The organism is Micromonospora inositola, from assembly GCF_900090285.1.
In the GTDB taxonomy this organism is placed as follows: Bacteria; Actinomycetota; Actinomycetes; order Mycobacteriales; family Micromonosporaceae; genus Micromonospora; species Micromonospora inositola.
In genome coordinates this window covers 4,475,052-4,501,156 of sequence record NZ_LT607754.1, presented here as the reverse complement: position 1 = coordinate 4,501,156, position 26,105 = coordinate 4,475,052, and the positions used below count along the sequence as shown (strand labels likewise).

Annotated in this window: 26 protein-coding genes and 1 pseudogene; 7 read left to right on the top strand and 20 right to left on the bottom strand. The window is 72.6% G+C overall.

The window, feature by feature from the left end; translation table 11 throughout:
- Positions 1-20: 20 nt before the first annotated feature.
- The 3 genes from GA0070613_RS21455 to GA0070613_RS21445 all read right to left on the bottom strand — a co-directional run bounded on the left by GA0070613_RS21455 (position 21) and on the right by GA0070613_RS21445 (position 3,293).
- Complete coding sequence (locus tag GA0070613_RS21455; protein ID WP_089013931.1) at positions 21-1,280, bottom strand: sugar ABC transporter permease; 1,260 nt, start codon at positions 1,278-1,280, stop codon at positions 21-23.
- Complete coding sequence (locus tag GA0070613_RS21450) at positions 1,277-2,110, bottom strand: ATP-binding cassette domain-containing protein (RefSeq protein WP_089013930.1); 834 nt, start codon at positions 2,108-2,110, stop codon at positions 1,277-1,279. The genes GA0070613_RS21455 and GA0070613_RS21450 overlap by 4 nt, the downstream gene beginning before the upstream one ends.
- Before the next feature lie 100 nt (positions 2,111-2,210).
- Positions 2,211-3,293 (bottom strand): ABC transporter substrate-binding protein, encoded by a 1,083-nt coding sequence (locus GA0070613_RS21445; RefSeq protein WP_089013929.1) that lies wholly within the window; start codon positions 3,291-3,293, stop codon positions 2,211-2,213.
- Positions 3,294-3,715: 422 nt separating this feature from the next.
- Here GA0070613_RS21445 and GA0070613_RS21440 point away from each other — a divergent pair, with 422 nt between their 5' ends.
- The gene (locus GA0070613_RS21440) at positions 3,716-4,537 is read left to right on the top strand and encodes a DeoR/GlpR family DNA-binding transcription regulator (protein ID WP_197698944.1); all 822 of its coding nucleotides are present in this window, start codon (positions 3,716-3,718) and stop codon (positions 4,535-4,537) included.
- Positions 4,538-4,651: 114 nt separating this feature from the next.
- Here GA0070613_RS21440 and GA0070613_RS21435 read toward each other — a convergent pair whose 3' ends face one another.
- The 5 genes from GA0070613_RS21435 to GA0070613_RS21415 form a co-directional block, all read right to left on the bottom strand.
- Entirely contained in the window at positions 4,652-4,903 is a 252-nt protein-coding gene (locus tag GA0070613_RS21435; protein ID WP_089013927.1) for a hypothetical protein, read from the bottom strand.
- Positions 4,904-4,954: 51 nt separating this feature from the next.
- Positions 4,955-5,896, bottom strand: a complete 942-nt coding sequence (locus GA0070613_RS21430) for a carbohydrate kinase family protein (RefSeq protein ID WP_089013926.1) — start codon at positions 5,894-5,896, stop codon at positions 4,955-4,957.
- 48 nt (positions 5,897-5,944) lie between these two features.
- On the bottom strand, positions 5,945-6,787 hold the full coding sequence (locus GA0070613_RS21425; protein ID WP_172875864.1) for an ATP-binding cassette domain-containing protein: 843 nt from the start codon (positions 6,785-6,787) through the stop codon (positions 5,945-5,947).
- Entirely contained in the window at positions 6,784-7,812 is a 1,029-nt protein-coding gene (locus tag GA0070613_RS21420; protein WP_089013925.1) for an ABC transporter permease, read from the bottom strand. The genes GA0070613_RS21425 and GA0070613_RS21420 overlap by 4 nt, the downstream gene beginning before the upstream one ends.
- Before the next feature lie 98 nt (positions 7,813-7,910).
- On the bottom strand, positions 7,911-8,996 hold the full coding sequence (locus GA0070613_RS21415; protein ID WP_089013924.1) for a substrate-binding domain-containing protein: 1,086 nt from the start codon (positions 8,994-8,996) through the stop codon (positions 7,911-7,913).
- Positions 8,997-9,232: 236 nt separating this feature from the next.
- On the opposite strand from GA0070613_RS21415, the gene GA0070613_RS21410 reads away from it, so the two are divergent.
- Together GA0070613_RS21410 and GA0070613_RS21405 are read left to right on the top strand one after the other, a co-directional pair.
- Positions 9,233-11,788, top strand: coding sequence for a GH32 C-terminal domain-containing protein (locus tag GA0070613_RS21410; RefSeq protein WP_197698943.1), 2,556 nt, complete (start codon positions 9,233-9,235; stop codon positions 11,786-11,788).
- Between the two features lie 89 nt (positions 11,789-11,877).
- A complete protein-coding gene (locus GA0070613_RS21405) occupies positions 11,878-12,933 on the top strand; it encodes a LacI family DNA-binding transcriptional regulator (protein ID WP_089013922.1) in 1,056 nt (351 codons plus the stop codon).
- Positions 12,934-13,376: 443 nt separating this feature from the next.
- On the opposite strand, the pseudogene GA0070613_RS21400 reads toward GA0070613_RS21405, so the two are convergent.
- Positions 13,377-14,117: pseudogene (locus tag GA0070613_RS21400) on the bottom strand (IS701 family transposase); the annotation flags it as partial.
- A 143-nt stretch (positions 14,118-14,260) separates the two neighbouring features.
- A complete protein-coding gene (locus tag GA0070613_RS21395) occupies positions 14,261-14,839 on the bottom strand; it encodes a dihydrofolate reductase family protein (RefSeq protein WP_089013920.1) in 579 nt (192 codons plus the stop codon).
- 51 nt (positions 14,840-14,890) lie between these two features.
- Here GA0070613_RS21395 and GA0070613_RS21390 point away from each other — a divergent pair, with 51 nt between their 5' ends.
- Positions 14,891-15,370, top strand: coding sequence for a nucleotidyltransferase domain-containing protein (locus GA0070613_RS21390; RefSeq protein WP_089013919.1), 480 nt, complete (start codon positions 14,891-14,893; stop codon positions 15,368-15,370).
- Positions 15,371-15,372: 2 nt separating this feature from the next.
- Here GA0070613_RS21390 and GA0070613_RS21385 read toward each other — a convergent pair whose 3' ends face one another.
- Entirely contained in the window at positions 15,373-15,684 is a 312-nt protein-coding gene (locus GA0070613_RS21385; protein WP_089013918.1) for a nucleoside triphosphate pyrophosphohydrolase family protein, read from the bottom strand.
- Between the two features lie 52 nt (positions 15,685-15,736).
- Between GA0070613_RS21385 and GA0070613_RS21380 the strand changes: the two genes are divergently transcribed.
- Positions 15,737-16,126 carry an MmcQ/YjbR family DNA-binding protein gene (locus tag GA0070613_RS21380; RefSeq protein ID WP_089013917.1) on the top strand — a complete coding sequence of 130 codons (390 nt, stop codon included), beginning with the start codon at positions 15,737-15,739 and terminating at the stop codon, positions 16,124-16,126.
- A 54-nt stretch (positions 16,127-16,180) separates the two neighbouring features.
- Positions 16,181-16,822 (top strand): HAD family hydrolase, encoded by a 642-nt coding sequence (locus tag GA0070613_RS21375; protein WP_089013916.1) that lies wholly within the window; start codon positions 16,181-16,183, stop codon positions 16,820-16,822.
- A gap of 7 nt (positions 16,823-16,829) precedes the next feature.
- Here the strand turns inward: GA0070613_RS21375 and GA0070613_RS21370 are convergent, their stop codons facing one another.
- The gene (locus tag GA0070613_RS21370; RefSeq protein ID WP_231929352.1) at positions 16,830-17,300 is read right to left on the bottom strand and encodes a TIGR00725 family protein; all 471 of its coding nucleotides are present in this window, start codon (positions 17,298-17,300) and stop codon (positions 16,830-16,832) included.
- A 204-nt stretch (positions 17,301-17,504) separates the two neighbouring features.
- On the opposite strand from GA0070613_RS21370, the gene GA0070613_RS21365 reads away from it, so the two are divergent.
- The gene (locus GA0070613_RS21365; protein ID WP_089013915.1) at positions 17,505-17,957 is read left to right on the top strand and encodes a hypothetical protein; all 453 of its coding nucleotides are present in this window, start codon (positions 17,505-17,507) and stop codon (positions 17,955-17,957) included.
- A 93-nt stretch (positions 17,958-18,050) separates the two neighbouring features.
- Here the strand turns inward: GA0070613_RS21365 and GA0070613_RS21360 are convergent, their stop codons facing one another.
- From GA0070613_RS21360 to GA0070613_RS21325, 8 genes are read right to left on the bottom strand one after another with little or no spacing between them, the layout of a single operon-like run.
- The gene (locus tag GA0070613_RS21360) at positions 18,051-19,304 is read right to left on the bottom strand and encodes a beta-ketoacyl synthase N-terminal-like domain-containing protein (protein WP_089013914.1); all 1,254 of its coding nucleotides are present in this window, start codon (positions 19,302-19,304) and stop codon (positions 18,051-18,053) included.
- Positions 19,305-19,347: 43 nt separating this feature from the next.
- On the bottom strand, positions 19,348-20,616 hold the full coding sequence (locus tag GA0070613_RS21355) for a beta-ketoacyl-[acyl-carrier-protein] synthase family protein (RefSeq protein WP_089013913.1): 1,269 nt from the start codon (positions 20,614-20,616) through the stop codon (positions 19,348-19,350).
- Complete coding sequence (locus GA0070613_RS21350) at positions 20,613-21,017, bottom strand: cupin domain-containing protein (RefSeq protein WP_089013912.1); 405 nt, start codon at positions 21,015-21,017, stop codon at positions 20,613-20,615. The genes GA0070613_RS21355 and GA0070613_RS21350 overlap by 4 nt, the downstream gene beginning before the upstream one ends.
- On the bottom strand, positions 21,014-21,721 hold the full coding sequence (locus GA0070613_RS21345; protein WP_089013911.1) for an SRPBCC family protein: 708 nt from the start codon (positions 21,719-21,721) through the stop codon (positions 21,014-21,016). Before GA0070613_RS21345 ends, GA0070613_RS21350 begins: the two co-directional genes overlap by 4 nt.
- Positions 21,718-23,136, bottom strand: a complete 1,419-nt coding sequence (locus tag GA0070613_RS21340; RefSeq protein WP_089013910.1) for an acetyl-CoA carboxylase biotin carboxylase subunit — start codon at positions 23,134-23,136, stop codon at positions 21,718-21,720. Before GA0070613_RS21340 ends, GA0070613_RS21345 begins: the two co-directional genes overlap by 4 nt.
- Positions 23,136-23,609: an acetyl-CoA carboxylase biotin carboxyl carrier protein gene (gene accB / locus GA0070613_RS21335; RefSeq protein WP_089013909.1), complete on the bottom strand. Its 474-nt coding sequence runs from the start codon at positions 23,607-23,609 to the stop codon at positions 23,136-23,138. Before accB ends, GA0070613_RS21340 begins: the two co-directional genes overlap by 1 nt.
- On the bottom strand, positions 23,606-25,381 hold the full coding sequence (locus tag GA0070613_RS21330) for an acetyl-CoA carboxylase carboxyltransferase subunit alpha (protein WP_089013908.1): 1,776 nt from the start codon (positions 25,379-25,381) through the stop codon (positions 23,606-23,608). The genes accB and GA0070613_RS21330 overlap by 4 nt, the downstream gene beginning before the upstream one ends.
- On the bottom strand, positions 25,378-25,710 hold the full coding sequence (locus GA0070613_RS21325) for a TcmI family type II polyketide cyclase (protein WP_089013907.1): 333 nt from the start codon (positions 25,708-25,710) through the stop codon (positions 25,378-25,380). The genes GA0070613_RS21330 and GA0070613_RS21325 overlap by 4 nt, the downstream gene beginning before the upstream one ends.
- Between the last annotated feature and the right edge of the window lie 395 nt (positions 25,711-26,105).

Genomic DNA, 26,105 nt, shown 5'->3' with positions numbered 1-26,105 from the left:
CCCTCCCTGCCGACCTGTGCTTAGCCCCGGCCGTGCGACGCCCGGGACCGGCGCGCCACCGAGTCCAGCGCCACGGCGAGCAGCAGGACGGCGCCGGTGACCATGAACCGGAACGACGAGTCCAGGTTCAGCAGGGTCAGCCCGCTGGAGATGGACTGGATCACCACGATCCCGAGCAGCGCGGCGAAGGCGCTGCCCCGGCCGCCGAAGAGGCTGGTGCCACCGATGACGGCGGCCGCGATGGCGTTCAGGTTGACGTCGCCACCGCCGCTGCTCTGGTTGGCCGCCGCGAGCCGGGCGGCGGCCAGGACGCCACCGACGGCGGCGAGGGTGGTGCAGACCATGAAGACGGAGGTGTAGACGGCCCTGACGTTGATCCCCGCGCGCCGGGCGGCCTCGACGTTGCCGCCGATCGCGTACACGGCCTTGCCGTACTTCGTCCGGCGGAGCACGTAGTGCATGGCCAGGACGAGAGCGAGGAACAGCACGAACATCCAGCCGACGCCACGGGTCTGCTGCAGGTAGGAGACGATCACGCCGAGCCCGACGGCGAGCACGATGCTGCGGACGGCGAGGTACTGCACCGACGCGGCGGACAGCTGCGCCCGTCGCCGGGTGCGGGCGTGCAGGTAGCCGCTCACGAACCAGCCCACGGCGCCCACGCCGACGAGGGTGTACGACAGCCACGCCGGCAGGAAGGCCAGCTGCGCGAAGGTCACCAGACCCGAGTCGAAGGGCAGGTTGATGGAGCCCTTGGCGCCGAGCACCCACAGCTGCAGCCCGAGGAAGCCGAGCAGGCCGGCCAGGGTGATGACGAAGCTCGGGACGCCGAACCGGTTGAACAGCTGGCCGTAGACCCACCCCAGTGCGGCTCCCAGGACGACGGCTGCGGCGACCGCGGCCCAGGCAGGCAGGCCCCGGTCGACGAAGAGCACGGCCATGACCGCGGCGGACAGACCGCTGACCGAGCCGACCGACAGGTCGATCTCACCGACCAGGAGCATGAACACGACGCCGAGCGCGATCACGCCGACCGGTACGCACTCCAGGGTGAGGTTCACCAGGTTGGCGCTGGACAGGAAGATCGGGTTGAGTGACTGCAACACCGTCCAGATGATGACGAGCCCGGCTACGACGGGAAGCACGCCGAGGTCGCCGCTTCGTACCCGGTCGATGAAGGAGGCTACGGCCCCACGAAGGCCCGCCTGGTGACGCAGCCGCTCATCGTGCAGGTCGGTCGGGCCGGACTGGACCGGCGGGGCGTTGTGGACGTCGGTCACGGCTGGGTCCTCCCTTCGGTGGTCGTTGTCGGCTGGGCGCGCCGCGCGCTACGTTGAGCGACGACGTTGTCGGTGGCGCCGGTGATCGCGGCGATGATGTCCTGTGGTGAGACCTCGTCCACCGCGAAGACCCCGTTGTTGCGGCCCAGCCGCAGCACGGCCACGGTGTCGGCGACGGCCTTCACGTCCGCCATGTTGTGGCTGATCATGATCACGCCGTGGCCGCGTTCGCGGAGGCGCTCGATGAGGTTGAGCACCTCGGCTGTCTGTGCCACACCGAGAGCGGCGGTGGGTTCATCCAGGATCACGATCTTGGGATCGCCCAGGAGCGACCGGGCGATAGCGACGGTCTGGCGCTGGCCGCCGGAGAGCGAGGCGACGGGGATCCGGACGGTCGGGATCTTGGCGGACAGTTGCCGCAGCAGTTCCCACGAGCGGACCTCCATGGCCACGTCGTCGAGGCGCAGCCCGCGCAGCTCGTGTCCGAGGAAAAGGTTCTCGATCACGTTGAGGTTCTCGCACAGCGCGAGATCCTGGAAGACCGTGGCGATGCCGAGCTGGTGGGCGGCGGCCGGGTTCGGGATGGAGACCTCGTTGCCCTCGAAGCTGATGGTCCCGGAGTCCGGAGCGTGGACACCGGAAAGGATCTTCACGAGGGTCGACTTGCCGGCACCGTTGTCACCGACGATCGCCACCACCTGGCCGGCGGCCACGTCGAGGTCGATGTCGGTCAGGGCGGCGACGGCGCCGAACGTCTTGGTGATGCCGCGGAGCGACAGGACGGTGTCGGCCCCGGTTTCCGGAAGTTGGCTGGTCGGCGTTGACGACATGGCGGTCCTTCGGGGACTGGTGGGACGGTGGCTCCGCGGGGCGGGGCGGTAGTGCGGGATCCAGCCCCTCGTCACCGTGGCGACGAGGGGCTGGGACCGGCTACTTGATGCCGAGCTTGTCGCAGGCGGCCTTGTACTCCGCGGTGCAGACGTCGGCTGCCTTCAGCGCGCCGTCCGGACCGAACATCACCTCGGCGACGTTCTTCTGCGTTACGACCGTCGGGGTGAAGAGCTTCGACGGGGTGTCGAAGAGGGTGGTCTCGCCCGCCGGCGGCGTGCCCTGGACGAACTTGTACGCGATGTCCGCGGCCGCCTCCGCCACAATCTTGATCGGCTTCGAGATCGTGTTGTACTGGTCACCGGCGATGATGCGCTGGATCGCCGCCAGCTCCGCGTCGTTGCCGGTCACCGGCGGGACCTTCGCGCCAGCGGCCTTGAACGCCGCGATCGCGCCGCCTCCGGTGCCGTCGTTGGCGGCCACCACGCCGGCGACCTGGCCCGGGAACTGCGTGATCTGTCCGCTCACCCACTCCTGTGCCTTGCTCGGCTGCCAGCCCGGGGTGTCGTACTCGGCCAGCAGCTTGAATCCGCTCGGGTCGACTGCGGAGTGGATGCCCTTCTTGATCAGGCCCGCAGCGGCGTCGGTGGGCGAGCCGTTGACCTCCAGGATGCCGCCCTGCGCGTTGGTCTCCTTGAGGTGGTCCACCAGGGACTGCGCGATGAGAGACCCGATCTTCTCGTTGTCGAAGGAGACGTAGTAGTCGGCCTTCGCGCCCGGGATGGGCCGGTCGTAGGCGATGACAGGAACCTTCTGCGCCTGCGCCGACTTGACGATCGTGGCGGCGGCGGCCGAGTCGACGGGGTCGAGAACGATCGCCTTGACGCCCTGGGCGAGGACGGAGTTGGCCTGCTGCTGCTGCTTCGACGCGTCAGCTCCGGCGTTCTGATAGAGCACCTCGCACTTGGGGCAGAGCTCCTTGATCTTCGCCTTGAACAGCGGAGCGTCGTACTGCTCGTAGCGAGTCGAGGCGATGTCCGGCATCAGGAACGCGATCTTCGCGTTCTCCGCGCCCTTGCCGGAACCGCCACCGGTGTCGTCGGTGGAGGCACAGGCGGCGAGGGACGGGGCGGCGAGCAGCGTCGCGGCAACGGCGACGAGTGCCCGCAGGGGGATTCTCTTCATGACGCACTCCTCAGGTGTTCCGGCCGCACCCCGGTCGTTCGGGGGTGGTGGGTGCGTGCCAGCGTCGGCTGCCATCCCGAACGGTCCGACAAGACCGTCGGGCAGTCCGTGACGACGAGGGTCGCTCGTGTTACGAACCAAACACCAGCGACCTCCAAGATGTCAAGCATCTGAAATAAATCACAACGTGCCTGTGATATTCGGCGACCAAACCCGGGCGCAGTGCGGCGGATCCGGGCGCACGCATGCACCCCAGCCGGCGTGTTATCTTCTCAGCAACATCACACGGTGATGTTACGCAGAGCGTCGCCCGAAGCGCCGGAGGCGGACGCGGTGGGTTGCGGCATGCGCCCACCGGAGCCGACCCGATCCCGGCACCGCCCGGACAGGACTGCCCGGCACCCACGACAGGAGGCAGCCCGGTGGCCCACGATGTCGCCAGCGTCAACCCCTTGCCTGAGGCGGCCCCGCCGCCGAGCCCACGCGAGCGGCGCGAGCAGATCCGTCGGCGGGTCATCGACGAGGGCTTCGTCAAGATCGAAGACCTCGCCGAGGCGCAGGGCGTGAGCCTGATGACCATCCACCGCGATCTCGACGTGCTGCAGAGCGAGGGCTGGCTACGCAAGGTACGCGGCGGCGCCACCGCACAACCCTCGGCCGTCCACCACGGCGACGTACGCCACCGGGTGCAGGCGATGGCCGCCGAGAAGCGGGACCTCGCCCTCGCGGCGCTCGAACTCGTCACCCCGGGCGCCGCCATCATGATCGATGAGAGCACCACCGGGCTGGCGGTCGCGGAGCTGCTGCCGAGCCGCGGCCCGCTGACCGTCATCAGCAACTTCCTGGCCGTGCTGAAGCTGCTCGCCGGTGAGCCGGGGGTTGACCTCATCGGTCTCGGCGGCGCCTACTACCCGGCGTACGACGCGTTCCTCGGCATGCAGACCACCGAGGCCATCCGGTCACTGCGGGCCGACGTCCTGTTCATGTCCACGACCGCGGTCACCGACGGACACTGCTACCACCAGTCACAGGAGACGGTGGCCGTCAAGCGGGCGCTCATGGAGGCCGCCAACCGTCGGGTCCTCCTCATCGACCACAGCAAGTTCACCAAGAACGGGCTGCACCAACTCGCGCCGCTGACCGCGTTCGACCTGGTCATCGTCGATGCCGGCGCGGACGAATCCCAGCTCGCCCCACTCCGGGCGCAGGGCGTCCCCCTCAAGATCGCTACTCGAACCGCCTGAGGCGGACGGCCCGGTGGGTGGTTATCGGCTGACCTACCGCCGCAGGGCAGGACGTCAGCCGGCAGCAACGCCGGGTGGACGGCGGACGGCCGGCGTCAGGCACCCGTCCGGGCCTCAGGCGAGCGGGCGCTTGAGGTGGTAGCGGTGCACCTCGGTGCTGCCCTGCACGTTGTTCACGTCCTCGGCGGCGGAGACCAGCTCCCAGCCCTCCCGGCCGGCGCGGTTGAGGTGCGCGATCGCGGTGTCGGCGTACGCGGTGATGTCGGTGCGTGACCCGTCGGGGGCGTACCAGACGAACGAGACATGGAAGTTGCGGCCCTGCCCCTGATAGCGACGGACCAGCAACGCGTACTCCCAGGCAACCATCCGTCCATTGTGACGGACCGCGGCACGGCGCCGGAACCGTGACCCTGCCGATCAGGTCGCCCGCCGGGCATCAGCCAGATCGGCGGCCAGCTCGGCCCGGGTCGGCGGTTCGGCCCCGCGCCGGGTGCAGGTCAGGGCGGCGACGTGGGCCGCCTCGGCCAGCACGGCGGCGAGCACGTCGCGGCCGACGGCCCCGAGCGCGGCCCGCCGCGCGGCGCCGAGCAGGTCCCGCCGCGCCAGCCCGGCCAGCAGCCCGGCCGTGAACGCGTCACCCGCGCCGACGGTGTCCGCCACCCGCACCGGTCGGGCGTCCACCCGCACCGCGCCGGACCGGGCCACCGCCCAGGCCCCGCCGTCGCCGCGGGTGACCACCACGACGGAGGCGCCCGGCGCCAGCCACTCCCGCCCCAGCTCCTCGTACCCGCGGCCCGGATAGAGCCAGGCCAGGTCCTCCAGGCTGACCTTGACGACGTCACTGACCGCCACCAGCTCCTCGACCCGGCACCGGGCCTTGGTCCGGTCGCCCATCAGGGCGGGCCGGCAGTTCGGGTCGTAGCTGATCATCGTGGTCGCCCGCCGGCCCCGGACCAGCGCCAGCACGTCGTCGGCGCCCGGTTCGAGGACCGTGGCGAGCGAGCCGGTGTGCAGGCAGCGGCTCCCTGACCCGACACCCGCGCGGTCCGGAAAGGACCGCCAGGCGATGTCGAAGTCGTACCGGGCCTGCCCGTCCGCGCCCACCCGGGTCCGGGCCACGCTCGTGCTCGGCAGGTCCGGCACCGACGCCGGATCGAGCCGTACGCCGCTGCCGGCCAGGTGGGCGCGGAGCAGCCGCCCGTGCGCGTCGGCACCGAGCTGGGTGAGCAGGGTGGTGGGCTGACCGAGGCGGGCGAGCGCCACGGCCACGTTCGCCGGGCTGCCCCCTGGATGGGCGACCGCCTCGCCCGACGGATCCTCGATCAGATCCACCAGACTCTCGCCGACAACCGTGATCACAATCTTCCTCTCCCGGGCCTGGACCGCCCGGTCACGTCCGCGGCGGCGTCAGCCCGCCGTCCGGCCCGGGGTCTCCTCGAGGGTGGTCGCGCCGGTCATGATGGCCACCGCCTCCGGCATCGTGTGCGACGCCGGCGTCACCACGCCCGCACAGCGGCCCAGCCGCTGGATGTGGATGCGGTCGGCGACCTCGAACACGTGCGGCATGTTGTGGCTGATGAGAATGACCGGCAGTCCCCGCGACCGGACCTCCTCGATCATCCGGAGCACCTGGTTGGACTCCTTGACGCCGAGCGCCGCGGTGGGCTCGTCGAGCACGATCACCTTGCTGCCGAAGGCCGCGGCCCGGGCCACCGACACGGCCTGGCGCTGTCCGCCGGAGAGCGTCTCGACCGCCTGCGCGACGTTCTGCAGCGTGCCGATGCCGAGGTCGGCGAGGGCCTGTGCGGCATCCCGGCGCATGCCCTTCTGGTCGAGCATCCGGAACACCGAGCCGAGGACGCCGCGGCGGCGCTTCTCCCGGCCCAGGAAGAGATTGCTCGCGATGTCCAACGCCGGTGCCACGGCCAACGTCTGGTAGACGGTCTCGATACCGGCGTCCCGGGCGTCCTGCGGCCGCTTGAACTGCGCCGGCCGGCCCTCCAGGAACAGTTCCCCGGCATCCGGCGCCAGCGCACCGGTCAGGCACTTGATCAGCGTGGACTTTCCCGCGCCGTTGTCCCCGATGACGGCGAGCACCTCGCCCGGGTACAGGTCGAGATCCACCCCGTCGAGCCCGACTACCCTGCCGAACGTCTTGACCAGGCCGCGGGCCGACAGCACCGGCGAACGCTGCCCGCTGTCCGCGGCGCCGGACCGGCCGGCGGGGGTGTGCGTGGTGGTGGCGGTCATGACCTCACCTTCCTGATCCACTGGTCCACGGCCACGGCGAGGATCACCAGCAGGCCGACGGCGAGTACGCGGTACTGGTCGTCGACCCCGGCGAGGGAGAGGCCGCTGCGGAAGAAGCCGACGATCAGCGCGCCGAGCAGGGTGCCGAGCACCGCGCCGCGGCCGCCGAAGAGGCTGGTGCCACCGATGACGACGGCGGTGATGCTCTCCAGGTTGGCGTCGGTGATGGCGTTCGGGCTGGCCGCGCCGGCCCGGCCGATCAGGATCCAGGCGGTGATGCCGTAGATGGCGCCGGCGGCGACGTACACGCTCAGCAGGACCCGGTCGACCCGGATGCCGGCGAGCCGGGCGGCCTCCTTGTCGTCACCGACCGCGTAGACGTGTCGTCCCCAGGCGGTCTTGGCCAGGGCGAAGCCCACCGCGAGGTAGAGCAGGACGACGGCGACCACGCCCACGGTGATCCGGAACCGGCCCACCGGGAAGGACTCGCCGGTCCAGCTGAGCACCGCGGGCAGGTCGGTGGCCTGGACGCTCTGGCCCTCGGAGTAGAGAAGCCCGATGGCGGTGAAGACGCTGAGCGTGCCGAGCGTGACGATGAAGGGCGGCAGTTTCAGCCGGGTCACCAGCGCGCCGTTGAGCGCACCCGCCGCGGCGCCGACCGCGACGGCCAGCGCGATGGCGAGGCCACCGGACAGCCCCTGGCCCTCGGCCAGCTTCGCCGCGAGCATCATGGCCAGGATGGCGATGGCGCCGACGGACAGGTCGATGCCGGCGGTCAGGATGATCAGTGTCTGCCCGACGGCGAGCGCGCCGATGACGGCCACCTGCTGCAGGACGAGCGACAGCGAGTTCGGCGAGGCGAAGCGCGGGTTGAGGGTGGAGAAGATGACGAACGAGATGACCAGCACGAGGAACGGGCTGATCGCGGGGTGCCCGTGCAGCAGGTGCTGAACGCGTTGCAGTGGCGAGTGCCGGCGCAGCGCGAACTGCTGCGCGGCGGTGGTCGGTGGTGTGGTGGTGGTCATCGCGGGCTCCCTGCCGAGGTCGGCGGTGGCGGACGAACTGCCCGGTCGAGGGCCCGGGGCGGAGGATGCCTCGGGCCCTCGGCCGTGGCGGCGGTGGCTCAGCCCCAGCAGCGCTGGGCGCCGTCGGCGCTGGTGATGCTGTCGACCCCGGTGGCGGCCTTGTCGGTGACCAGGGTGACACCGGTGTCGAAGAAGTCGAGGCCCTCGGAGACCTTGGGCTTCTCCCCGTCGTTCGCGATCTTCTTGATCGCCTGCACGCCGAGCTCGGCCATCTTCAGCGGGTACTGCTGAGAGGTGGCGCCGATGACGCCGTCCTTGACCTGCCGTACGCCGTCGCACCCCCCGTCGACGGAGACGACCAGGACGCCCTGGGTCTTGCCCGCCGCCTGCAGCGCCTTGTGCGCGCCGACCGCGGCCGGCTCGTTGATGGTGTAGACGACGTTGATGTCGGGGTTCTTGGTCAGGCAGTTCTCCATGGCCGTCCGGCCGCCGTCCTCGGCGCCGTTGGTCGGTTCGTTGCAGGCGATCGTGTAGCTGCCGCCGGAGTAGCTGCCGGTCTTCGCCTCGTCGCCGTTCTTCTTCTTGTCGGCGGTGTCGATGCCCATGCCGGTCAGGAAGCCCTGGTCACGGTCGTAGTCGACGGAGACCACCTTGTCGTTGAACAGGTCCAACATGGCGATGGTCGCCGGCTTGCCGGCGAGCTGGGTCGCCGTCCACTTGCCGATCAGCTCACCGGCCTTGAAGTTGTCGGTGGCGAAGGTGATGTCCACGGTGTTCGCCGGGTCGGGCGGGGTGTCCAGCGCGATGACGTAGAGCCCGGCGTCCCTGGCCTTCTTGATCGCGGGGTTCACGCCGGGGCCGTTCGGGGTGATCAGGATGCCCTCGTCGCCGCGGGCGATCGCGTCCTCGATGGCCTGCACCTGGCCGGCCTCGTCGCCGTCCTCCTTGCCGGCGGCGACGGTCAGCTTCACGCCCTCCGCCTCGGCGGCCTTCTTCGCGCCCTGCTGCATGGTCACGAAGAACGGGTTCGTGGAGTTCTTGGTGATCAGCGAGACGGCGATGCTCTTGTCACCGTCGCCGGAGCCGTCGCCCGAGCTGTCGCCGCACCCGCTGACGACCATGCCGGTCGCCGCCGCGGCGGCCACCAGCAGGGCCGCGCGGCGGCGGCCGATGCGCTGGATCATGTGTTCTCCCTCAAAGACTCCCCCGGCCGGGCCGAGGTCGGTCTGACAACGATGTCAACGCAGTTTCGGGTCGGCACAGGAGGGATGTCAATGGGTTGGCGGGTGGTTTTCTCTAACCAGAACGTAATCCATAGGTAACTCTTGACATCGATGTCAGCCGCGCGCAGGATTCGCCCACCGGCAGACGCCCGGACCCGGACCGGGCGACGCAAGTCCCCCATGGACGGAGGATGTGGATGAGGATCCGCCGATGTCTGGCCGCCTGCGCGGCCGCGACTCTCGTGGCGACCACGCCCGGCGCCGGCGCGCACGGAGCGCCGACCACGACCAGGGACGAGGCCTACCGACCACAGATCCACTTCAGCCCGGAGCGGAACTGGCTGAACGATCCGAACGGGCTGGTGTGGTACCAGGGCGAGTGGCATCTGTTCTTCCAGTACAACCCCGAAGGCGCGCAGTGGGGCAACATGTCGTGGGGACACGCGGTCAGCCGCGACCTGCTGCACTGGGAGGAGCTGCCGCTCGCCATCCCCTACTCGGCCGACGAGCACATCTTCTCCGGGTCGATCGTCGTCGACGAGCGGAACACCTCCGGCTTCGGCCGCCCGGGCGCGCCGGCCATGGTCGCCGTCTACACCAGCTCGTACCCGGCCACCGGCATCCAGGCGCAGTCGCTGGCGTACAGCACCGACCGGGGGCGCACCTGGACGAAGTACGCCGGGAACCCGGTGCTCGACCTCGGCTCCCGGGAGTTCCGTGACCCGAAGGTCTTCTGGGACACCAGGTCCGGTCAGTGGACCATGGCGACCGTGCTGGCCACCGAGCACAAGGTGAGCTTCTACGGCTCCCCCGACCTGCGGAACTGGACCCACCTGAGCGACTTCGGGCCGGCCAACGCCGTCGGCGGCGTCTGGGAGGTGCCGGACCTGTTCGAACTGCCGGTCGACGGCGACCCGCGGCACACCCGGTGGGTCCTGGTGGTCAACCTGAACCCGGGCGCGGTGGCCGGCGGATCGGGCGCGCAGTACTTCATCGGCGACTGGGACGGCGCCCGCTTCACCGCCGACAACGTCGTCGCCGGCGACCCTGAGCCGCCGACCGGAACGCTCTTCGCCCACTTCGAGGACGACTACGCCGGCTGGACGGTCGAGAACGACCCGACGCAGGGACCCGGGCCCTTCGGCACCCGCCCGTACCCAGGGACGGTGCCCGGACAGCAGCAGGTGAGCGGCTTCCGCGGCCGGTCCCTGGTCAACAGCTTCCTCGGCTTCGACGCGCCCAAGGGGCGGATGGTCTCCCCCGACTTCACCCTCGACCAGGACTACCTGAACCTCCTCGTCGGCGGGGGCGCCCATCCGCACCTGCCCGGCACGACAACCGAGTTCGTGCCGGGCGGGGCCGAGCCGGTGATCGACTTCGAGCTGCCCGACGGGCAGACGTACGAGCAGGCGGGGTGGACGGCGACCGGCGGGCTTCGCGACCGCGCGCCGGTGGTCGGTCCCGCCCGGTCGGAGCGCGGCCACGTCGGCGACAAGCTGCTCACCACCTTCTTCGAGGCCGACTCGACGACCGGCACCCTGACCTCACCCGGCTTCACGATCAACCGGAACCACCTGAGCCTGCTCGTCGGCGCCGGCGGCCACCTCGACGACGGCACCGGCCGTACGGTGGTCGAGCTGCTGGTGGACGGCCGGGTGGTACGCACCGCCACCGGCAACTTCTCCGGCTTCATGAACTGGCGCAGTTGGGACGTGACCGAGTTCCGGGGTCGCACCGCCCAACTGCGGATCGTCGACGAGAACACCGGCGGGTGGGGGCACCTGCTGGTGGACCACCTCGTGGCCACCGACGAACCGGTGCTGCCCCGGTCCGTGGAAACCGCGGTCAACCTCGTCGTGGACGGCCAGGTCGTCCGGACCGCCACCGGGAAGGACAGCGAACGCCTGGACTGGGTGGGCTGGGACGTGCGTGAGTTCGCCGGGCGGCGGGCCCACCTGGAGATCAACGACTTCAACTCCGGCGGCTGGGGGCACATCCTCGTCGACCACGTCATGTTCGCCGACCGGCCGGCAACCAGCGAACTGGAACGCTACGACTGGCTCGACCACGGCAAGGACTACTACGCCGCCGTCTCCTACAACAACGCCCCCGACGGCAAGCGCGTGGTGGTCGGCTGGATGAACAACTGGCAGTACGCCGGCAGCATCCCGACCGCACCGTGGCGCGGCGCGATGGCCCTGCCCCGGGAGTTCGCGCTGAAGACGATCGACGGCGAGGTGCGCCTGGTCCAGCGGCCGACCGGCCAGCTCACCTCCCTGCGGGGCGGCGACGAGGCGTTCACGCTGCGCGACGCCACCGTACGGGCCGGGGTGCTCGACCTGCCCCCGGCGGCGGACGGCACGGTGCTGGAGATCCAGGCGGAGTTCGAACTCCGCGACGCCGACCGCTTCGGCCTCCAGGTCCGCGGCGGCGGCGACGAACGGACGCTGATCGGGTACGACGCCGGGGCGCGCCGCCTCTTCGTCGACCGGACGCACTCCGGCCAGGTCGAGGTCGGCCCGCTCTTCCCCGGCGTGCACTCCGGCCCGCTGTCGGTGGACGGGAACCGGGTGCGGATGACGGTGTACGTGGACCGGTCCTCCGTCGAGGTGTTCGGCGGGGCGGGACAGACCACCATCACGGATCAGATCTTCCCCGCGCCCACCAGCGACCGGACGCGCCTCTTCGCCGAGGGGGGTGACGTGGTGGTGCGGTCGCTCACCATCCGGCCGCTGCGGTCGGTGTGGCGATAACCTGACCGTCGATCACCATCGGTCGGGGGTCACCGCGTACGCCGTGGCCCCCGACCGCCACCGCAGCACCCCGCCCGGTAGGAGCGCCCATGCACGCTGCCGCCCCCGCTACCTCGGTCGGCGCCAAGGCCCGGCCGACGCTCCGAGACGTCGCACTACTCGCGGGCGTGAGCCCGAAGACCGTCTCCCGGGTGGTCAACGGCGAGGCAGGCGTCTCCGCCCCGAAGACCGCCGCCGTGCAGCGGGCGATCGCCCAGCTCGACTACCGGCCCAATTTCACCGCGAGCAGCCTCCGGCGGGCCAGCGGCCGGAGCGCCGCGATCGCGGCGGTCCTGGAGGACCTGGCCAACCCCTTCTCGGCCGCCCTGCACCGTGCCCTGGAGGACGCCGCGCGGGATCGGGGCGTGCTCATCTTCGCCGGCAGCGTGGACGAGAACCCGGAACGGGAACGGGACCTCATCCACGCCTTCACCATGCGGCAGGCCGACGCCCTGGTCGTCGTACCCGCCAGCGACGACCAGAGCTACCTGGCCGGCGAGGTCAACGCCGGCACCCCGGTGGTCTTCGTCGACCGGCCGCCGGTCGGGCTGCCGGTCGACGCCGTCCTCGCCGACAACCACGACGGGGCCGCGTCCGCCGTCCACCACCTCGTCGCCCAGGGCCACCGGAACATCGCCTACCTGGGCGATCTGCAGACGATCCCCACGGCCCGACAACGGTTCCAGGGCTTCCGGGAGGCCCTCGCCGATCACGGCATCCGACCGTCCGCCGCCACCGCCGTCCACGACCTGCACACCGAGCAGGAGTCGGAGGAGGCGGTACGCCGGCTGCTGTCCGCCGAGTCCCCGCCCACCGCGCTCTTCACCTCGCAGAACCTCGTCACCATCGGGGCGATCCGGGCCCTCCAGCAGCTCGGCCGGCAGCACGAGGTCGCCCTCGTCGGCTTCGACGACTTCCCCCTCGCCGACCTCCTCCAGCCGGCCGTCACCGTGGTCGCGCAGGACCCGTCCGAGATGGGCCGGCTCGCCGCGTCGCTGATCTTCCGGCGCCTGGACGGCGAGCAGTGGCGGCCGCGGACCCATCTGGTGGCGACCCGGCTGATCCCCCGCGGCTCGGGCGAGATCAGGGGACCGCACCGGGGCTGACGAGCGTGCCGGCGGCGCGGAGCTCGTCGGTGATCAGGGCGGCCAGCCGGTCCAGCCCCAGGTCGATCTGCTCCGGCGTCACCGCGGTGACCGACAGCCGCAGCGCGTCGACCGTTGCCCCGTCGCCTTAGAAGTGCGCCAGGTGTCCAGGTGCCGGGTGCAGCGCGGCGGAGTCGAAGAACTCCTCGTACGGCCGGTCGGCGGCGCGGGGTCGTCGCCCGCCTGACGGTCAGCGTTGACGTTCTCTCCGCCCTAATACTCCAACGTCACTTGACCTGTCTACTGGCGTGGTGGCTGAGTCTTCGCTGGTAGTGGGATCGGCGGGCTCGGGCTTGGGATGTTCGCCGCCAGGTTGACCAGTGCAGGGTGTGTGCTGGTGGTAGCGGCAGGGCGAGGACGAAGGCGTTGAGGAGTCGGCGGAGCTCCGCCACGGTCAACGCGATGATTTCCGGGTCGGAGTCGGCATGCTCAGCGGAGGCGGCGGTGAGGACGGTCAGCACGGCCAGGGCGAGCATGGCCAGGGTGATGAACCGGTGCCAGCCGGTCCAGCCGCGGACCTGGTAGTGGTCCAGGCCGACTTGGCCTTTGCCGGTTTGGAACAGCTCTTCGATGCTCCAGCGGGAGCCGGCGACGGTCACGAGGGTGTGCAGCGGCACTGGCTTCGGTGACCAGCACAGGTAGAAGGCCAGCTCGCCGGTGCTGTGGTTGCGGCGGATGAGCAGCCAGCGGTGCTCGCCATGCAGGCTGGTGGTGATCCAGGCCCACAGGTACAGCCGGCGGTCGATCAACGCCCGACCCAGGGGTGAGACGTAGGCCAGGAACACCCCGACCTGGGCGTTCTCGACACGACCGGCGGTGCCGGTGTACTGCCGCTGCACCCCCACCGAACCCAGGCCCTTCTTCAGGAACCCGGTCTCATCGGTGATCAGCACCCCCTCGGGGTGGCCAAGCTGCTGCACCAGCCAGGCACGAACATCGTCTCGGACGGCGTCGGCGTCCCACAACGCTGTGCGCAGCAGCCGCTGCATCGCCTGCGGATCCCCGTGTCCGGCCCGTTCCGCAAGCGACCAGCACGTCTTACGCTCCACGCTCGACAGCAGCCCCTCCACGAACGCTGCCGCCGTACGACGTGGCTCCGCGCGGGCGAACCGGTCAGCGACACGCGCCACCGCCTCGTCGAGGATGACCCGCCACCGAGCAGGGTTTACGCTGTGGCCCGCGGCCACCGCACGATCTTCGGTTGTCCTCACAAACCATCGATGATCACGCGGTGGCCGCCTTCATGCCTGCGCCACGCCCAACGCCGAAGCCAAGTGACGTTGGAGTACTAAAGGGCGGAGCACTGGCCCGCACCCCGGTAGCGCAGCAGCACGACCCCGTTGCCGAACGGCCGGGACTCGACCAGCCGCAGGTCGACCGGCGTGTCGGAGGGCGGGAAGAGCGGCTTGCCCCGGCCGATGGCGACCGGGTGGAGGTAGAGCCGGTACTCGTCGACCAGCCCGTGGCGGCAGAAGGCGGACGCCAGGTCCGCACCGCCGAGCACCAGGTCGCCGCCGGGCTGCGCCTTGAGGGACATGACCTCCTCGGGGACGACTTCCCGGACGACGGTGGCGTTCCAGTCGGCGCGTGCCAGCGTCCGGGAGTAGACGACCTTCGGCATGTCCCGCCAGATCCCGGCGAACTCGCGGGTCACCGCGCTGGCCGCCGGGTCCTGGTCGGCGGTCGGCCAGAAGGCGGCCATCAGCTCGTAGGTGCGGCGCCCGTCCAGGAAGGCCCCCTTGGTCCGCAGCTCGTCGTTGAAGTGCTGGTGCAGCTCCTCGTCGACCCGGTGCCAGTCGAGCTCCCGGTCCGGTCCCTCGATGAAGCCGTCGAGGGAGATGGACATCCAGACGATGATCCTGCGCATCACGGTCCTTCCCGCTGGCGGGGCAGACCGTCAGTCTGCCAAGATCCCGGGATGAACGGGGACCAGGTGACCGCGCTGCTGGCCGAGTTCGCCGCGTACGGGCTGCGGGTCTGGGTGGCCGGCGGCTGGGCGGTGGACGCGGTGGTGGGCCGGCAGACCCGGCCGCACGCCGACCTCGACCTGGCGATCGACGCGAGCCAGCAGGCGGAGCTGCTCGCGCTGCTCGGCCGGCTCGGCTTCGTGACCACGGTGGACTGGCTGCCAGTGCGCGCCGAGCTGACCGCGCCGGAGGGCCGGAAGGTCGACCTCCACCCGGTGGCGTTCCGACCGGACGGCAGCGGCGTCCAGTCCGGTCTGGACGGGGTGACCTTCGAGTACGCGTCGGACGGCTTCGCCGAGGGCGTCATCGCCGATCAGCGGGTGCCCTGCCTGTCGGTGGCCCAGCAGCTCCGGTTCCGGGAGGGGTACCCGCCGCGCGACGTGGACCGGCACGATGTCGCCCTGCTGCGCGAGACGCCCGCGCCGGCCTGACCTCAGCCCAGATGCCGGTCGATCCCGGCGGTCATCTTCTCGAACTCGGCCACCAGGTCGACGTCGTACCGGTCGGCGAGGACCAGCACCGACCAGAGGCAGTCCGCCAGCTCGTGGCCGAGCCGTTCCCGGGCGTCCGCAATCTCCCGCCGCCCGTCGACCGCCATCACCAGCTTCGCCAGGTCGCCGACGTCGCCGACGAAGCCCAGCGCCAGGTCGCCGGTGCTCCACGGCGCCCTGCCCGCGGCGACATGGTGGCGGTCGTACCGGTCGGCGACGGCCCGCGCCCGGGCCTGCAGTTCGGCGAGATCCATGCACGCAATCTAGTCGGGCCCGGCCGTCGGTAGGGCGGCGTATCGTCGGCGCATGGCGACCTGGGACGACGTACGCCGGATCGCGCTCGCCCTGCCCGAGACCACCGAGCGCGGCTCCCACGACGACCTGCCCGCCTGGCGGGTGCGGGACAGGCTCTTCGTCTGGGAACGACCGCTGCGCCGCGCTGACCTGGAGGCGCTGGGCGACGCCGCGCCGGACGGGCCGGTCCTCGGCGCCCGGGTGCCCGACCTGGGCGCCAAGGAGGCGCTGCTCGCCGACGATCCCGAGGTCTACTTCACCACCCCGCACTTCGACGGGTACCCGGCGGTGCTGGTCCGGCTCGACCGGATCGGTGTCGAGGAGCTGACCGAACTGGTCACCGAGGCCTGGTACGCCCGCGCCCCGAAACGCCTCGCCGCCCAGTTCAGGACGACGGGCTGAACCCCCGCCGTCGGGGTCCGACGGGGATCGGCCCGGCTGCCGTAGCCTCTGCCCATGCGGGCGGCACACGGGCGGGTGGACGCGATCGTCTTCGACATGGACGGCACGCTGATCGAATCCCACGCGGTGGTGCCCGCGGCCTACCGCGCCGCCATCGTGGACGGCGGCGGGCGGGTGCTCTCCGATGCCGAGATCATCGCCGGGTATCCGCTCGGGCCACCGGCCGTGCTGCTGACGCACCTGCTGGGACGGCCGGCCACCGACCGGGACCTCGCCCGCTACCACGCCCACCTGACCGCCCTCGCGACGCAGGTGACCGTCTATCCCGGGGTGGCCGACCTGCTCACCAGCGTCGCCGGACGGGGGACGGTCGGTCTCTTCACCGGCGCCAGCCACCGGGCGGCCGAGATCCTGCTCGACCGGGTCGGTCTGCTCGGGCACTTCCAGGTCGTCGTCGGCGGGGACGAGGCCGCGCGACCCAAACCCGAGCCCGACGGCGTCGAGCTGGCCTGCCGGCTGCTGGGCGTCCGTCCCACCCGAACCGCGTACGTCGGCGACTCGCCACTCGACCTGCGGGCGGCGCGACGCAGCGGCGCGCTGGCGGTGGCCGCCGGCTGGGGCCATCAGTACGACCCGGGTGAGCCGGCGGACCGTACCGCCAGCCATCCCCGCGATCTGCGGTCGCTGTTCGGCTGAGCGCGGGTCACGGCCCGGGCGGAAGCACCGCCTCCACGGCCTGCTCCGGGGTGTCGACGTGGCGCGGCCCGGGCACCGGCTCGCCGGTGGGACCGAGGATCCGCCAACCGCCGAGCAGCACCACCGGAATTCCGCCCCGCCGCATCGCCAGGGCCACCTCGCTGAGCGTTCCCCACGACCCGCCGACGGCGATGGCCGCGTCCGCGCTCCACACCAGGATCGCGTTGCGCGCCTGCCCCATGTTCGTCACCACGGACGCGGACACGTCGGCCGGACCGGGATCGGCGCCGTCGTCGGGGCGTACGCCGATGACCAGGCCGTCGCGGGAGCGGGCGCCGGCGGCGACCGCGGCCATCACCCCGCCCCCGCCTCCGCAGAGGACGGTGACCCCCCGCTCGGCCAGCAGCTCCCCCACCCGCCGCGCCCACTCCACCTCGGCCGCGCTCGCCTCCGCGGGCCCGCACACCGCCACCTGCACCCCGCACCACCCCCGCCCCCCATTCCCCCCGTTGACCATGAAGTTGTCGCCGCGACACGCCGCGCCCGGTGACAACCATTCGCACCCCGCCGGCTGCTGCGCCCTGCGCGCCCGCTCCCGGCCGGCGGCTGCGGGAATCGTCGGTGCCGGTCGGTACGGTCCGCGGGTCGGCCGGGGTCCCGCCGACGGCAGGAGGAGGTACCGGTGACCGGCGGCCCGCCAGCGCTCATCGCCATCGACCACGACGACTACCACGCCGAGCACGTCGGGCACACGCCCGACGGCCGACAGTTCTTCCTCACCACGCCGTTCGTGCCCGGCGACCCGGAGACCGGCACCGGCGCGGAGTTCGTCGCGTGCTTTCTCTTCGACCGCTCCGGCCGGCTGCTGGAGGCGCGGGTCGACGCGTTCGGTCCGCGGCATCTGATGGACCGCGACGCCCGGCGGCGGACGTACGAGGCCCGGCTGTCCCAGCTCGGTCCGGTCACCTTCGGCCGGATCGAGGTGGCGCCGTTCGCGGTGGACCGGTTCGGCACCACGTTCGGCCTGATCCCGCGGCCGCCCGACGAGCCGGGCGAGTCGTGGTGGGTCGAGCTGCATCCGGGCAACTACATGGCCTTCAGCGAGCCCTGGAACAGCGGCGAGTACGACACCTGACGGTCCGGCGCCGCCGTCGGGCCTGGCCGAGGAAGCGCCGTGGCACTTGCGCGTCGGCCGGAGCAGGAAGACCAGCCGCGCCCGTTTGCCCGGTCAGATGTCGTCATCCCTGGACGGTGGTGGCGCGGCGCCGCGCAGCACCAGCGCGCTGTTGAAACCGTCGAATCCGCGCGCGCCGACCAGCGCGATGCGGCTGCGCGGCCGGCGGGGGGCCCGCAGGAAGTTCAGCTCGCAGCCCTCCGCGGGCTGCTCCGGGCCGGCGGAGGCGGGCAGCAGGTCGTGCCGGAAGGCGAGCAGCGCGGTCGCCGCGTCCAGGGCCGACCCGCCCTGGTGGGCCCGGCCGGTCAGCGGCTTCTGGGTGGTCACCGACGGGGTCCGGGCGCCGAATACGGCGCGCAGCGCGGCCGCCTCGGCCCGGTCGTGCGCGGGCACGCCGAGCGCGTCCGGCCAGACCACGTCCACGTCGTGGGGGCGAACGCCGGCCCGGTCCAGGGCCAGCCGGAGCGCCCGCGCGTAGTGGGCCGGGTCGGGGCCGGCGTCCGGGTCGGTGGGGGCGGCATCGTGGGTGGCCGCCCAGCCGGTCACCTCGCCGTAGATCCGGGCGCCCCGGGCCAGCGCGTGCACCAGCTCCTCCACCACGAAGACCGCGCCGCCCTCCGCGGGGACGTACCCGGCGGCCGCGACGTCGAACGGCCGGTACGCCCGCTCCGGGTCGGCCACGTCGCTGAGCAGGCCGGACCGGAGCTGGCAGGCCAGCGCGTACGGGCTCAGCGGGCATTCGGTCGCCCCGGCGATCACCACCGGGGTGCCTCGACGGATGGTCCGGACGGCGTGGGCGAGGCTGTCCAGCCCGCCGGCGGACTCGGCGACCAGCACCCCGGACGGCCCCTTGAACTGGTGGTGGATGGAGAGCTGCCCGACGCTGGCCGCGTAGAACCAGGCGATCGACTGGTACGCCCCCACCGTCCGGGTCGGACCGCCCCAGAGCCGTTGCAGCTCCCGCTGCCCGAACAGGTTCCCGCCGGACGAGCTGGCCAGGGTCACCGCCCACCCGTACGGGTCGGGGGCCTGCTCGGGCAGGCCGGCGTCGGCCAGCGCCAGCCGGGTGGCGGCGAACCCGAGGTGCGTCCACCGGTCGGTCTGCACCCGCTGCCGGGCGTCGGCGTACCCGGCGGCGTCGAAGTCGGGCACCTCCCCGGCCACCCGGGTCGGGTAGCCGGTCGGGTCGAAGAGGCTGATCGGCCCGGTCCGCCGGGTGCCGGCGAGCACGGTCGACCAGTGCGCGTCGGCGCCGACGCCGCTCGGCGCCACCACCCCGATCCCGGTCACCACCGCCCGCGCGGTCACGGCGCCACCGCCGCGCTCCGACGCAGGCCGGCGCGGGCCGCGGTCACGGTGTCACCGCCCGGCGGCGGAAGAGCATCGCGGACTGGAAGCCGCCGAAGCCGCTGCCGACCGAGAGCGTTACGTCCACCGGCAGCTCGCGGGCCTCGTTGGGCACGTAGTCCAGGTCGCACTCCGGATCACGGGTGGTCCAGTTCGCCGTCGGCGGCACCACGCCGTACTCGATGGCGAGGGCGCAGGCGGCCATCTCGATCGAGCCGATGGCGCCGAGCGAGTGCCCCACCATCGACTTGATCGAGCTGATCGGCACCCGGTACGCGGCCGGCCCGAGCGCCCGCTTGAACGCCGCCGTCTCGTGCCGGTCGTTCTGCCGGGTGCCCGAGCCGTGTGCGCTGATGTAGGAGACGTCGCCCGGGGCGAGCCGTGCCTGCCGCAGCGCGTCGCCGATGGCGAGGGCCATCTCCACCCCGTCGGGGCGCAGCCCGGTCATGTGGAAACCGTTGCTGCGGCTGGCGTACCCGGCCACCTCGCAGTAGACGTGCGCGCCGCGACGGCGGGCGTGCTCCCACTCCTCCAGCACCAGCACCGCGGCGCCCTCGGCGAGGACGAAGCCGTGCCGGTCGGCGTCGAACGGGCGGGAGGCGTGCTCCGGGTCGTCGTTGTCCGGACTGGTCGCCCCGATGGCGTCGAACGAGGCGACGGTGACCGGCGAGATGGGCGAGTCGGCGGCCCCGGCGAGCACCACGTCGGCCTCGCCGTCGGCAATGAGCTGGTGGGCGTACCCGATGGCGTCGATGCCGGAGGTGCAGCCGGTGGAGACCACCTGGGCCGGGCCGTGCAGGCCGTGCCGGCAGGCCACGTCGGCGGCCAGGCTGCTCGGCACCAGCGCCTGGTAGAGGTACGGCCCGCCGAGGGTGTGGTCGACCAGCCAGCGCCGGCCGCTGTCGCTGACCCGGACGTACTCCTTCTCCAGCGCCATGGTGCCGCCGACGGCGCTGCCGAGCACCACTCCGGCGTGCTGCCGCTCGGCGTCGGTGAGGATCAGGCCGCTGTCGGCGAGCGCCTCCGCCGAGCAGGCCAGGGCGAACTGCACGTACCGGTCGGCGCGCTGCCGCTCGGCGAGGGTGATCCCGGCGGCGTCGGGGTCGAAGTCGCACTCGGCGGCGATCCGGGAGCGGAACGGCGCCGGGTCGAAGAAGGTGATCCGCCGGGTGGCTGTGCGCCCCTCGGTGATGGTCTTCCAGAACCGGTCCCGGGTGGCGCCGCCCGGGGCGACCACCCCGACGCCGGTGACGACGGTGCGCCGGCCGGTCACGACGGTCCCCGTTGCGGCGCGACCTCGGTGTCGACGTGGCCGAGTTCCGGGCGGGGCGCGAGGGGGCCGAGGTGGAACACCACCTCGGCCGGCTCGTCGCCGGTGTTGCGCAGCCGGTGCCGCACCAGCCGCGGCACGAACAGCGCCTCCCCGGCCGCCAGCGGCACCGGTTCGTCGTCGAGGTCCACAGTGATGGCGCCGCGCGCGACGTACAGGAACTCCTCGCTGTAGGGGTGGTAGTGCTCGGCGATCCGCTCCCCCGGCGCGAGCGCGGCCACCCCCATGAAGCCGGAGGTGCTGCCGACGCTCTTGGGCCCGAGCAGCACCCGCAGTTCCCCGCCGCGCCGCCGGTCGGCTGCGACGTCGCGGGCGGCGATGACCCCGGTGACGGTCTCACTCATTTGTCGCCTCCCTGGTGCAGCCGCTCGATGCGCTCCTTGATGACCGCCAGTTGGACCCGGCTGTTGGCGTTGATCCGTTCGGTCATCCCGGCGTTGTCGACCGGCGCGGTGGGCTTCATCGCGAAGTCCTGCACCCAGGTCATCCGGGTGCCGTCGGGCACCTCGTCGTAGCGCCAGTGGATGCGCATGTACTCGAACGGGCCGGTCTCCACCCGGTGCGCCCGCACCTGCCGGGTCGCCGGGTCGGCGGTGCGTTCGCTGACCCAGCTCCAGGAGACCCCGTTCTCGTCGGGGTGCATGGTGAGCCGGAACCGGACGGTGTCGCCGTCCTGTTCCAGGATCTCCGCCACGGCGTACTCGGTGAACAGCTCGGTCCACCGCGCGACGTCGTTGGTGACCCGCCAGACCAGCGGCAGCGGCGCGTCGATGACCACGCTGTTCTCGGTGTGCCCGGGCGGGTCGGCCCGGCGGGCCACCAGGTCGGCGACGCCCGCGATGCTGAGCTGACCGGCCTGTTCGGGGATGCGTACCCGCCACCGGTCGGCGACGACGGCGGAGAGTTCGAGCAGGGCCAGCGAGTCCATGCCCAGCTCCTCCAGGCTGGCGGCGGGGTTCCGGGCGGCGGTCTCGGCGTCCAGGCCGCAGTGCGTGACCAGGACGTCGGTGATCTCCGTGGTGAGCGGTCGGTCGGGGGCGACGGTCATCGGGTCCTCCTGACGGATGTGCCGGGCGGGTAGGCGGCGGGGGCGGCCGGGGTCGGTACGGGGGCGCGGTCGGCGAGCAGCCGGTCGACCAGCCCGGTGGTGTGGCGGGCCTTGCGGAAGGCGGCGTCGTCGAGCACCCGCCGGACGAAGGGGATCGTGGTCCGCACGCCCGCGCCGGCGATGTCGAACTCGCCGAGCGCGCGCTCCAGCCGGTCCAGGGCGCACGCCCGGTCCTGCGCCCAGACCGCCACCTTGGCCAGCAGGGAGTCGTAGTGCGGGCTGACCAGGTAGCCGGCGTGGCCGTGGGTGTCGACCCGGGTGAACGGCCCGCCCGGCGGCCGGAACCGGTCCAGCCGACCCGGAGTGGGGGCGAAGTCGCGGTCCGGGTCCTCCACGTTGACCCGGCACTCCACCGCCACCCCGTGCAGCCGGATCTCCTCCTGCCGCCAGCGCAGCGGCACCCCGGCGGCGATGTGCAGCTGCTCGTGGACCAGGTCGACGCCGGTGACCATCTCGGTGACCGGGTGCTCCACCTGGATCCGGCAGTTGATCTCCAGGAAGTGGCACCGTTCCGCCTCGTCGACGAGGAACTCCACGGTCCCCGCGCCGGTGAAGCCGACCGAGAGAACGCCGCGCAGCGCGGTCTCCGCGAGGGCGTCCAGGGTGGCCGCGGAGAGCGCCGGGGCGGGCGCCTCCTCGACCAGCTTCTGGTGCCGGCGCTGCACCGAGCAGTCCCGGGTGCCCAGGTGCACCCCGTTGCCGTGGCCGTCGCAGAGCACCTGCACCTCGACGTGCCGGGCGTCGGTCAGGTACCGCTCGACGTACACCCGGTCGTCGCCGAAGGCGACCTGGGCGGCGGCCCGGGTGCGGGCGTACGCCCGGGGCAGCGCGGCGGCGGAGCGGACCACGGTCATCCCCCGCCCGCCACCGCCGGCGGCGGCCTTCACGATCACGGGGTACCCCACCTCGGCGGCCACCTCGACGGCCTCGGCGACGGTCGGCAGGGTCCGGACGCTGCCCGGCGGCAGCGGCAACCCGGCCCGGCTCATCAGCGCCCGCGCGGTGGACTTGTCGGCCAGCGCGGACATCACCTGCGGCGGCGGCCCGATGAAGACGAGGCCGTTCTCCGCGCAGATTTCGGCGAAGTCGGCGTCCTCGGAGAGGAAGCCGTAGCCGGGGTGCACGGCCTGCGCGCCGGTCTGCCGGGCCGCCTCGACGATCGCCGCCGCGTTGAGGTAGCTCTGCCGGCTCGGCGCCGGTCCGATCCGGACGGTCTCGTCGGCCAGCCGCACCGGCAGCGAGTCGGCGTCGGCGCTGGAGTGCGCCACCACCGTGCGCACACCCAGTTCCCGGCAGGCCCGCAGCACCCGCAGCGCGATCTCGCCCCGGTTGGCGATCAGCACCTTCTCGAACATCATCGGCCCCGCTGCCCGGCCGGCTCCAGGGCGAGCAGCGGCTGGTCGTACTCGACCGGCCTGCCGTCGTCCACGAGCACCTCGACCACCCGCCCGGCCTGGTCGGCGGTCACCTCGTTCATCAGCTTCATCGCCTCCACGATGCCGACCACCTGACCGGGACGGATCAGGTCGCCGACGGCGACGAAGGGCGCCGCGCCGGGTTCCGGGGCCCGGTAGAAGGTGCCGACGACGGGTGCCCGCACGGTGAGCCGGCCGGGCTCGGGCGGCGGCGGGCCGGCGGCCACGACCGGGTCCGGCTCGGTGCGGGGCGCAGGCGGGGCTTCGGCCGCACCGTGCCACTCCACCTCGAGGACGGTCTCGCCGCTGCGCAGCCGGACCCGGCGCACCGGGCCGGCCAGCTCGGCGACGAGCCGGTGGGCGTGCCGCCGCAGGCCGTCGAGGGCCGCGTCGGGGCCCTGGTCGGCGCTCATCGCCGCACCGCCGGGACGGCGGCGCGGGCGGCGCCGAACCGGCGGAAGCGTTGCCGCCGGCGACGGACCAGGGTGGCCGGCGGCACGTCGAGCAGCGGGGCCAGGTTGGCCGTCACCGCCCGGGCCAGCAGCTCGGCGGCGGTGGCCGGGTCGTGCTGGGCGGCGGGCGCCGGCTCGGGCACCACCTCGTCGGCCACGCCGAGCCGGCACAGGTCCGGCGCGGTGAGCCGGAGCGCGCGGGCGGCCTGCGGGGCGGCGGAGCTGTCCGGCCACAGGATGGCGGCACAGCCCTCCGGGCTGATCACCGAGTAGACGGCGTGTTCGAGCATCAGCACCCGGTCGGCGACGGCCAGCGCCAGCGCGCCGCCGCTGCCGCCTTCGCCGGTGACCACCGCGACGACCGGGGTGGGCAGCATGCTGAGCGCCAGGATGTTCTCGGCGATCGCCGCCGCCTGGCCCTGCTCCTCCGCGCCCACCCCGGGGTCCGCCCCCGGGGTGTCCACCAGGGTCACCACGGGCAGGCCGAGCCGGGCGGCCAGTCGCATCAGCCGCAGCGCCTTGCGATGCCCGGCGGGGCTGGCCATGCCGAAGTTGCGGGCCACCAGCTCGGCGGTGGTGTGTCCCTTCTGGTGACCGATCACCATCACCGGCCGGCCGTCGAGCCGGGCCAGCCCGCCGACGATCGCCGGGCAGTCCGCGCCGAGCCGGTCGCCGTGCAGCTCGACGAAGCCGTCGAAGGCGCTCTCCAGGTAGTCCATTGTGGTGGGCCGGCCCGGGTGGCGGGCCGCGCGGACCGTCTCCCAGGCGTCCCGCCCGGCGGCGTCCGCCGCCGCCGGGGACGACGCGGAAGCGTCCGCCGGCGTCGGGAGCGACGCGGGGCCGGCCGCCGACGCCGGGAGCGACGCGTCGGCCGCCCGTCGCGGCGCCGGCTGCTGCCGGGGCACGGGCGGGCGCCGGCGGGCCCGGCGGCCGTAGCGGGCGGCGGCGAGCAGCGCGGTCAGCCGCCCACGCAGCGCGTGCCGGGGCACCACCATGTCGACCTGCCCGTGCCGCAACAGGAACTCGGCCGTCTGGAAGCCCTCCGGCAGCGCGGTGCCGGTGACCTGCCGGATCACCCGCGGGCCGGCGAAGCCCATCCGCGCGCCGCTCTCCGCGAGCACCACGTCGGTGTTCGTCGCGAACGAGGCCGCCACCCCGCCGTACGTCGGATCGGTGATCACACTGACCGTGAGCAGTCCCGCCTCGCGCAGCTCGGCGACGGCCTGGCTGACCGTGGCCATCTGCATCAGCGACAGCGCCCCCTCCTGCATCCGGGCCCCGCCGGAGGCGGTGACCAGCACCAGGGGAACCTCCTCCGCGAGGGCCCGCTCGGCGGTCCGGGTGATCAGCTCGCCGACCGCGCAGCCGAGGCTGCCGCCGAGGAACCGGAAGTCCATCACCGCCAGCGCGACCCGGTGCCCACCGACGGCGGCGCTGCCGCAGACCACCGCCTCGTCCAGCCCGGTGCCGGCCCGCGCCGCGGTCAGCCGGTGCGGGTACGGCAGCGCGTCGACGAAGCCGATCGGGTCGACCTCCACCGCCCGGTCGGGCAGCGCGCTGAACGAGTCCGGGTCGACCAGCTGCGCCACCCGTGCCGGGGCGTCCAGTCGGGAGTGCGTGCCGCACTCGGGGCAGACGTCGAGGTTGCGGCGCAGCCGCTTGCGGTACAGCAGCGAGGCGCAGCCGGCGCAGCGGGACCAGAGCTGCTCGTCGCGGGGCGCGGTGGTGGTCACGGCCGCCGTCCGGGCGCGTCGTACCGGTAGAAGCAGTGGGCCATGGCGTCCCGGGGCGACCGCCAGTCCGGCAGGTACGGCGAGATGAACGGCCGCAACCGCGCGCTGACCCGGACGAACTCCGGATGCCCGCGGGCGTCCCCCACCGCGCCCTCGCCCGGCAGCTCCGTCTCGAGCAGGTGGACGTAGAGGTCGTGCAGCCGGTACAGCGAACGGTGCCGGACGCCGACCAGGTGCGGCAGCTCCGTCGCGTCGGACTCGGCGAAGATCTCGGCGACCTGGTCCTCGGCGGTGGGCACCACCTTCGCGACGATGAGCGAGCGGTCCATGAAGAGTCTCCCCCTCGGGCAGGTTCCGGTCCGGCCGGACGGCTGCCGACACGATGCCCGCGGGGACGTCAACGCAGCGTCACCCGATGCCACCGCCATACGCAGAGAGGCCGTGACGCTGCGTTGACGCAACCTGTGCCCGGGCTATGCGCCCGCTTGCCGCGCCCATCGGGTTGCGACACTTTTTCGCAGTTCAGAGCCGCTGTTTCCGGCCGTACTGGATGGTCACAATGGCGACGAATGCGTTGACTGAGTGTAACCATCGTTGATAATCTCCGTCTTGGTCAGCCCGGACGGCGCCGGCATCCGACACCGCCGCCGCAGCGGAGCCGTTCCGACACCGGCGTCGCGGGCAGCCGCGCACCGGGGCAACGAGGACGGTCGGAACGAGGATT

Coding starts and splice junctions, on each gene's coding strand:
- GA0070613_RS21450 (WP_089013930.1), bottom strand. CDS start 2,110: ATGTCGTCAACGCCGACCAGCCAACTTCCGGAAACCGGGGCCGACACC.
- GA0070613_RS21445 (WP_089013929.1), bottom strand. CDS start 3,293: ATGAAGAGAATCCCCCTGCGGGCACTCGTCGCCGTTGCCGCGACGCTG.
- GA0070613_RS21435 (WP_089013927.1), bottom strand. CDS start 4,903: ATGGTTGCCTGGGAGTACGCGTTGCTGGTCCGTCGCTATCAGGGGCAG.
- GA0070613_RS21425 (WP_172875864.1), bottom strand. CDS start 6,787: ATGACCGCCACCACCACGCACACCCCCGCCGGCCGGTCCGGCGCCGCG.
- GA0070613_RS21420 (WP_089013925.1), bottom strand. CDS start 7,812: ATGACCACCACCACACCACCGACCACCGCCGCGCAGCAGTTCGCGCTG.
- GA0070613_RS21415 (WP_089013924.1), bottom strand. CDS start 8,996: ATGATCCAGCGCATCGGCCGCCGCCGCGCGGCCCTGCTGGTGGCCGCC.
- GA0070613_RS21410 (WP_197698943.1), top strand. CDS start 9,233: ATGAGGATCCGCCGATGTCTGGCCGCCTGCGCGGCCGCGACTCTCGTG.
- GA0070613_RS21405 (WP_089013922.1), top strand. CDS start 11,878: ATGCACGCTGCCGCCCCCGCTACCTCGGTCGGCGCCAAGGCCCGGCCG.
- GA0070613_RS21395 (WP_089013920.1), bottom strand. CDS start 14,839: ATGCGCAGGATCATCGTCTGGATGTCCATCTCCCTCGACGGCTTCATC.
- GA0070613_RS21390 (WP_089013919.1), top strand. CDS start 14,891: ATGAACGGGGACCAGGTGACCGCGCTGCTGGCCGAGTTCGCCGCGTAC.
- GA0070613_RS21385 (WP_089013918.1), bottom strand. CDS start 15,684: ATGGATCTCGCCGAACTGCAGGCCCGGGCGCGGGCCGTCGCCGACCGG.
- GA0070613_RS21380 (WP_089013917.1), top strand. CDS start 15,737: ATGGCGACCTGGGACGACGTACGCCGGATCGCGCTCGCCCTGCCCGAG.
- GA0070613_RS21375 (WP_089013916.1), top strand. CDS start 16,181: ATGCGGGCGGCACACGGGCGGGTGGACGCGATCGTCTTCGACATGGAC.
- GA0070613_RS21350 (WP_089013912.1), bottom strand. CDS start 21,017: ATGAGTGAGACCGTCACCGGGGTCATCGCCGCCCGCGACGTCGCAGCC.
- GA0070613_RS21345 (WP_089013911.1), bottom strand. CDS start 21,721: ATGACCGTCGCCCCCGACCGACCGCTCACCACGGAGATCACCGACGTC.
- GA0070613_RS21340 (WP_089013910.1), bottom strand. CDS start 23,136: ATGTTCGAGAAGGTGCTGATCGCCAACCGGGGCGAGATCGCGCTGCGG.
- accB (WP_089013909.1), bottom strand. CDS start 23,609: ATGAGCGCCGACCAGGGCCCCGACGCGGCCCTCGACGGCCTGCGGCGG.
- GA0070613_RS21325 (WP_089013907.1), bottom strand. CDS start 25,710: ATGGACCGCTCGCTCATCGTCGCGAAGGTGGTGCCCACCGCCGAGGAC.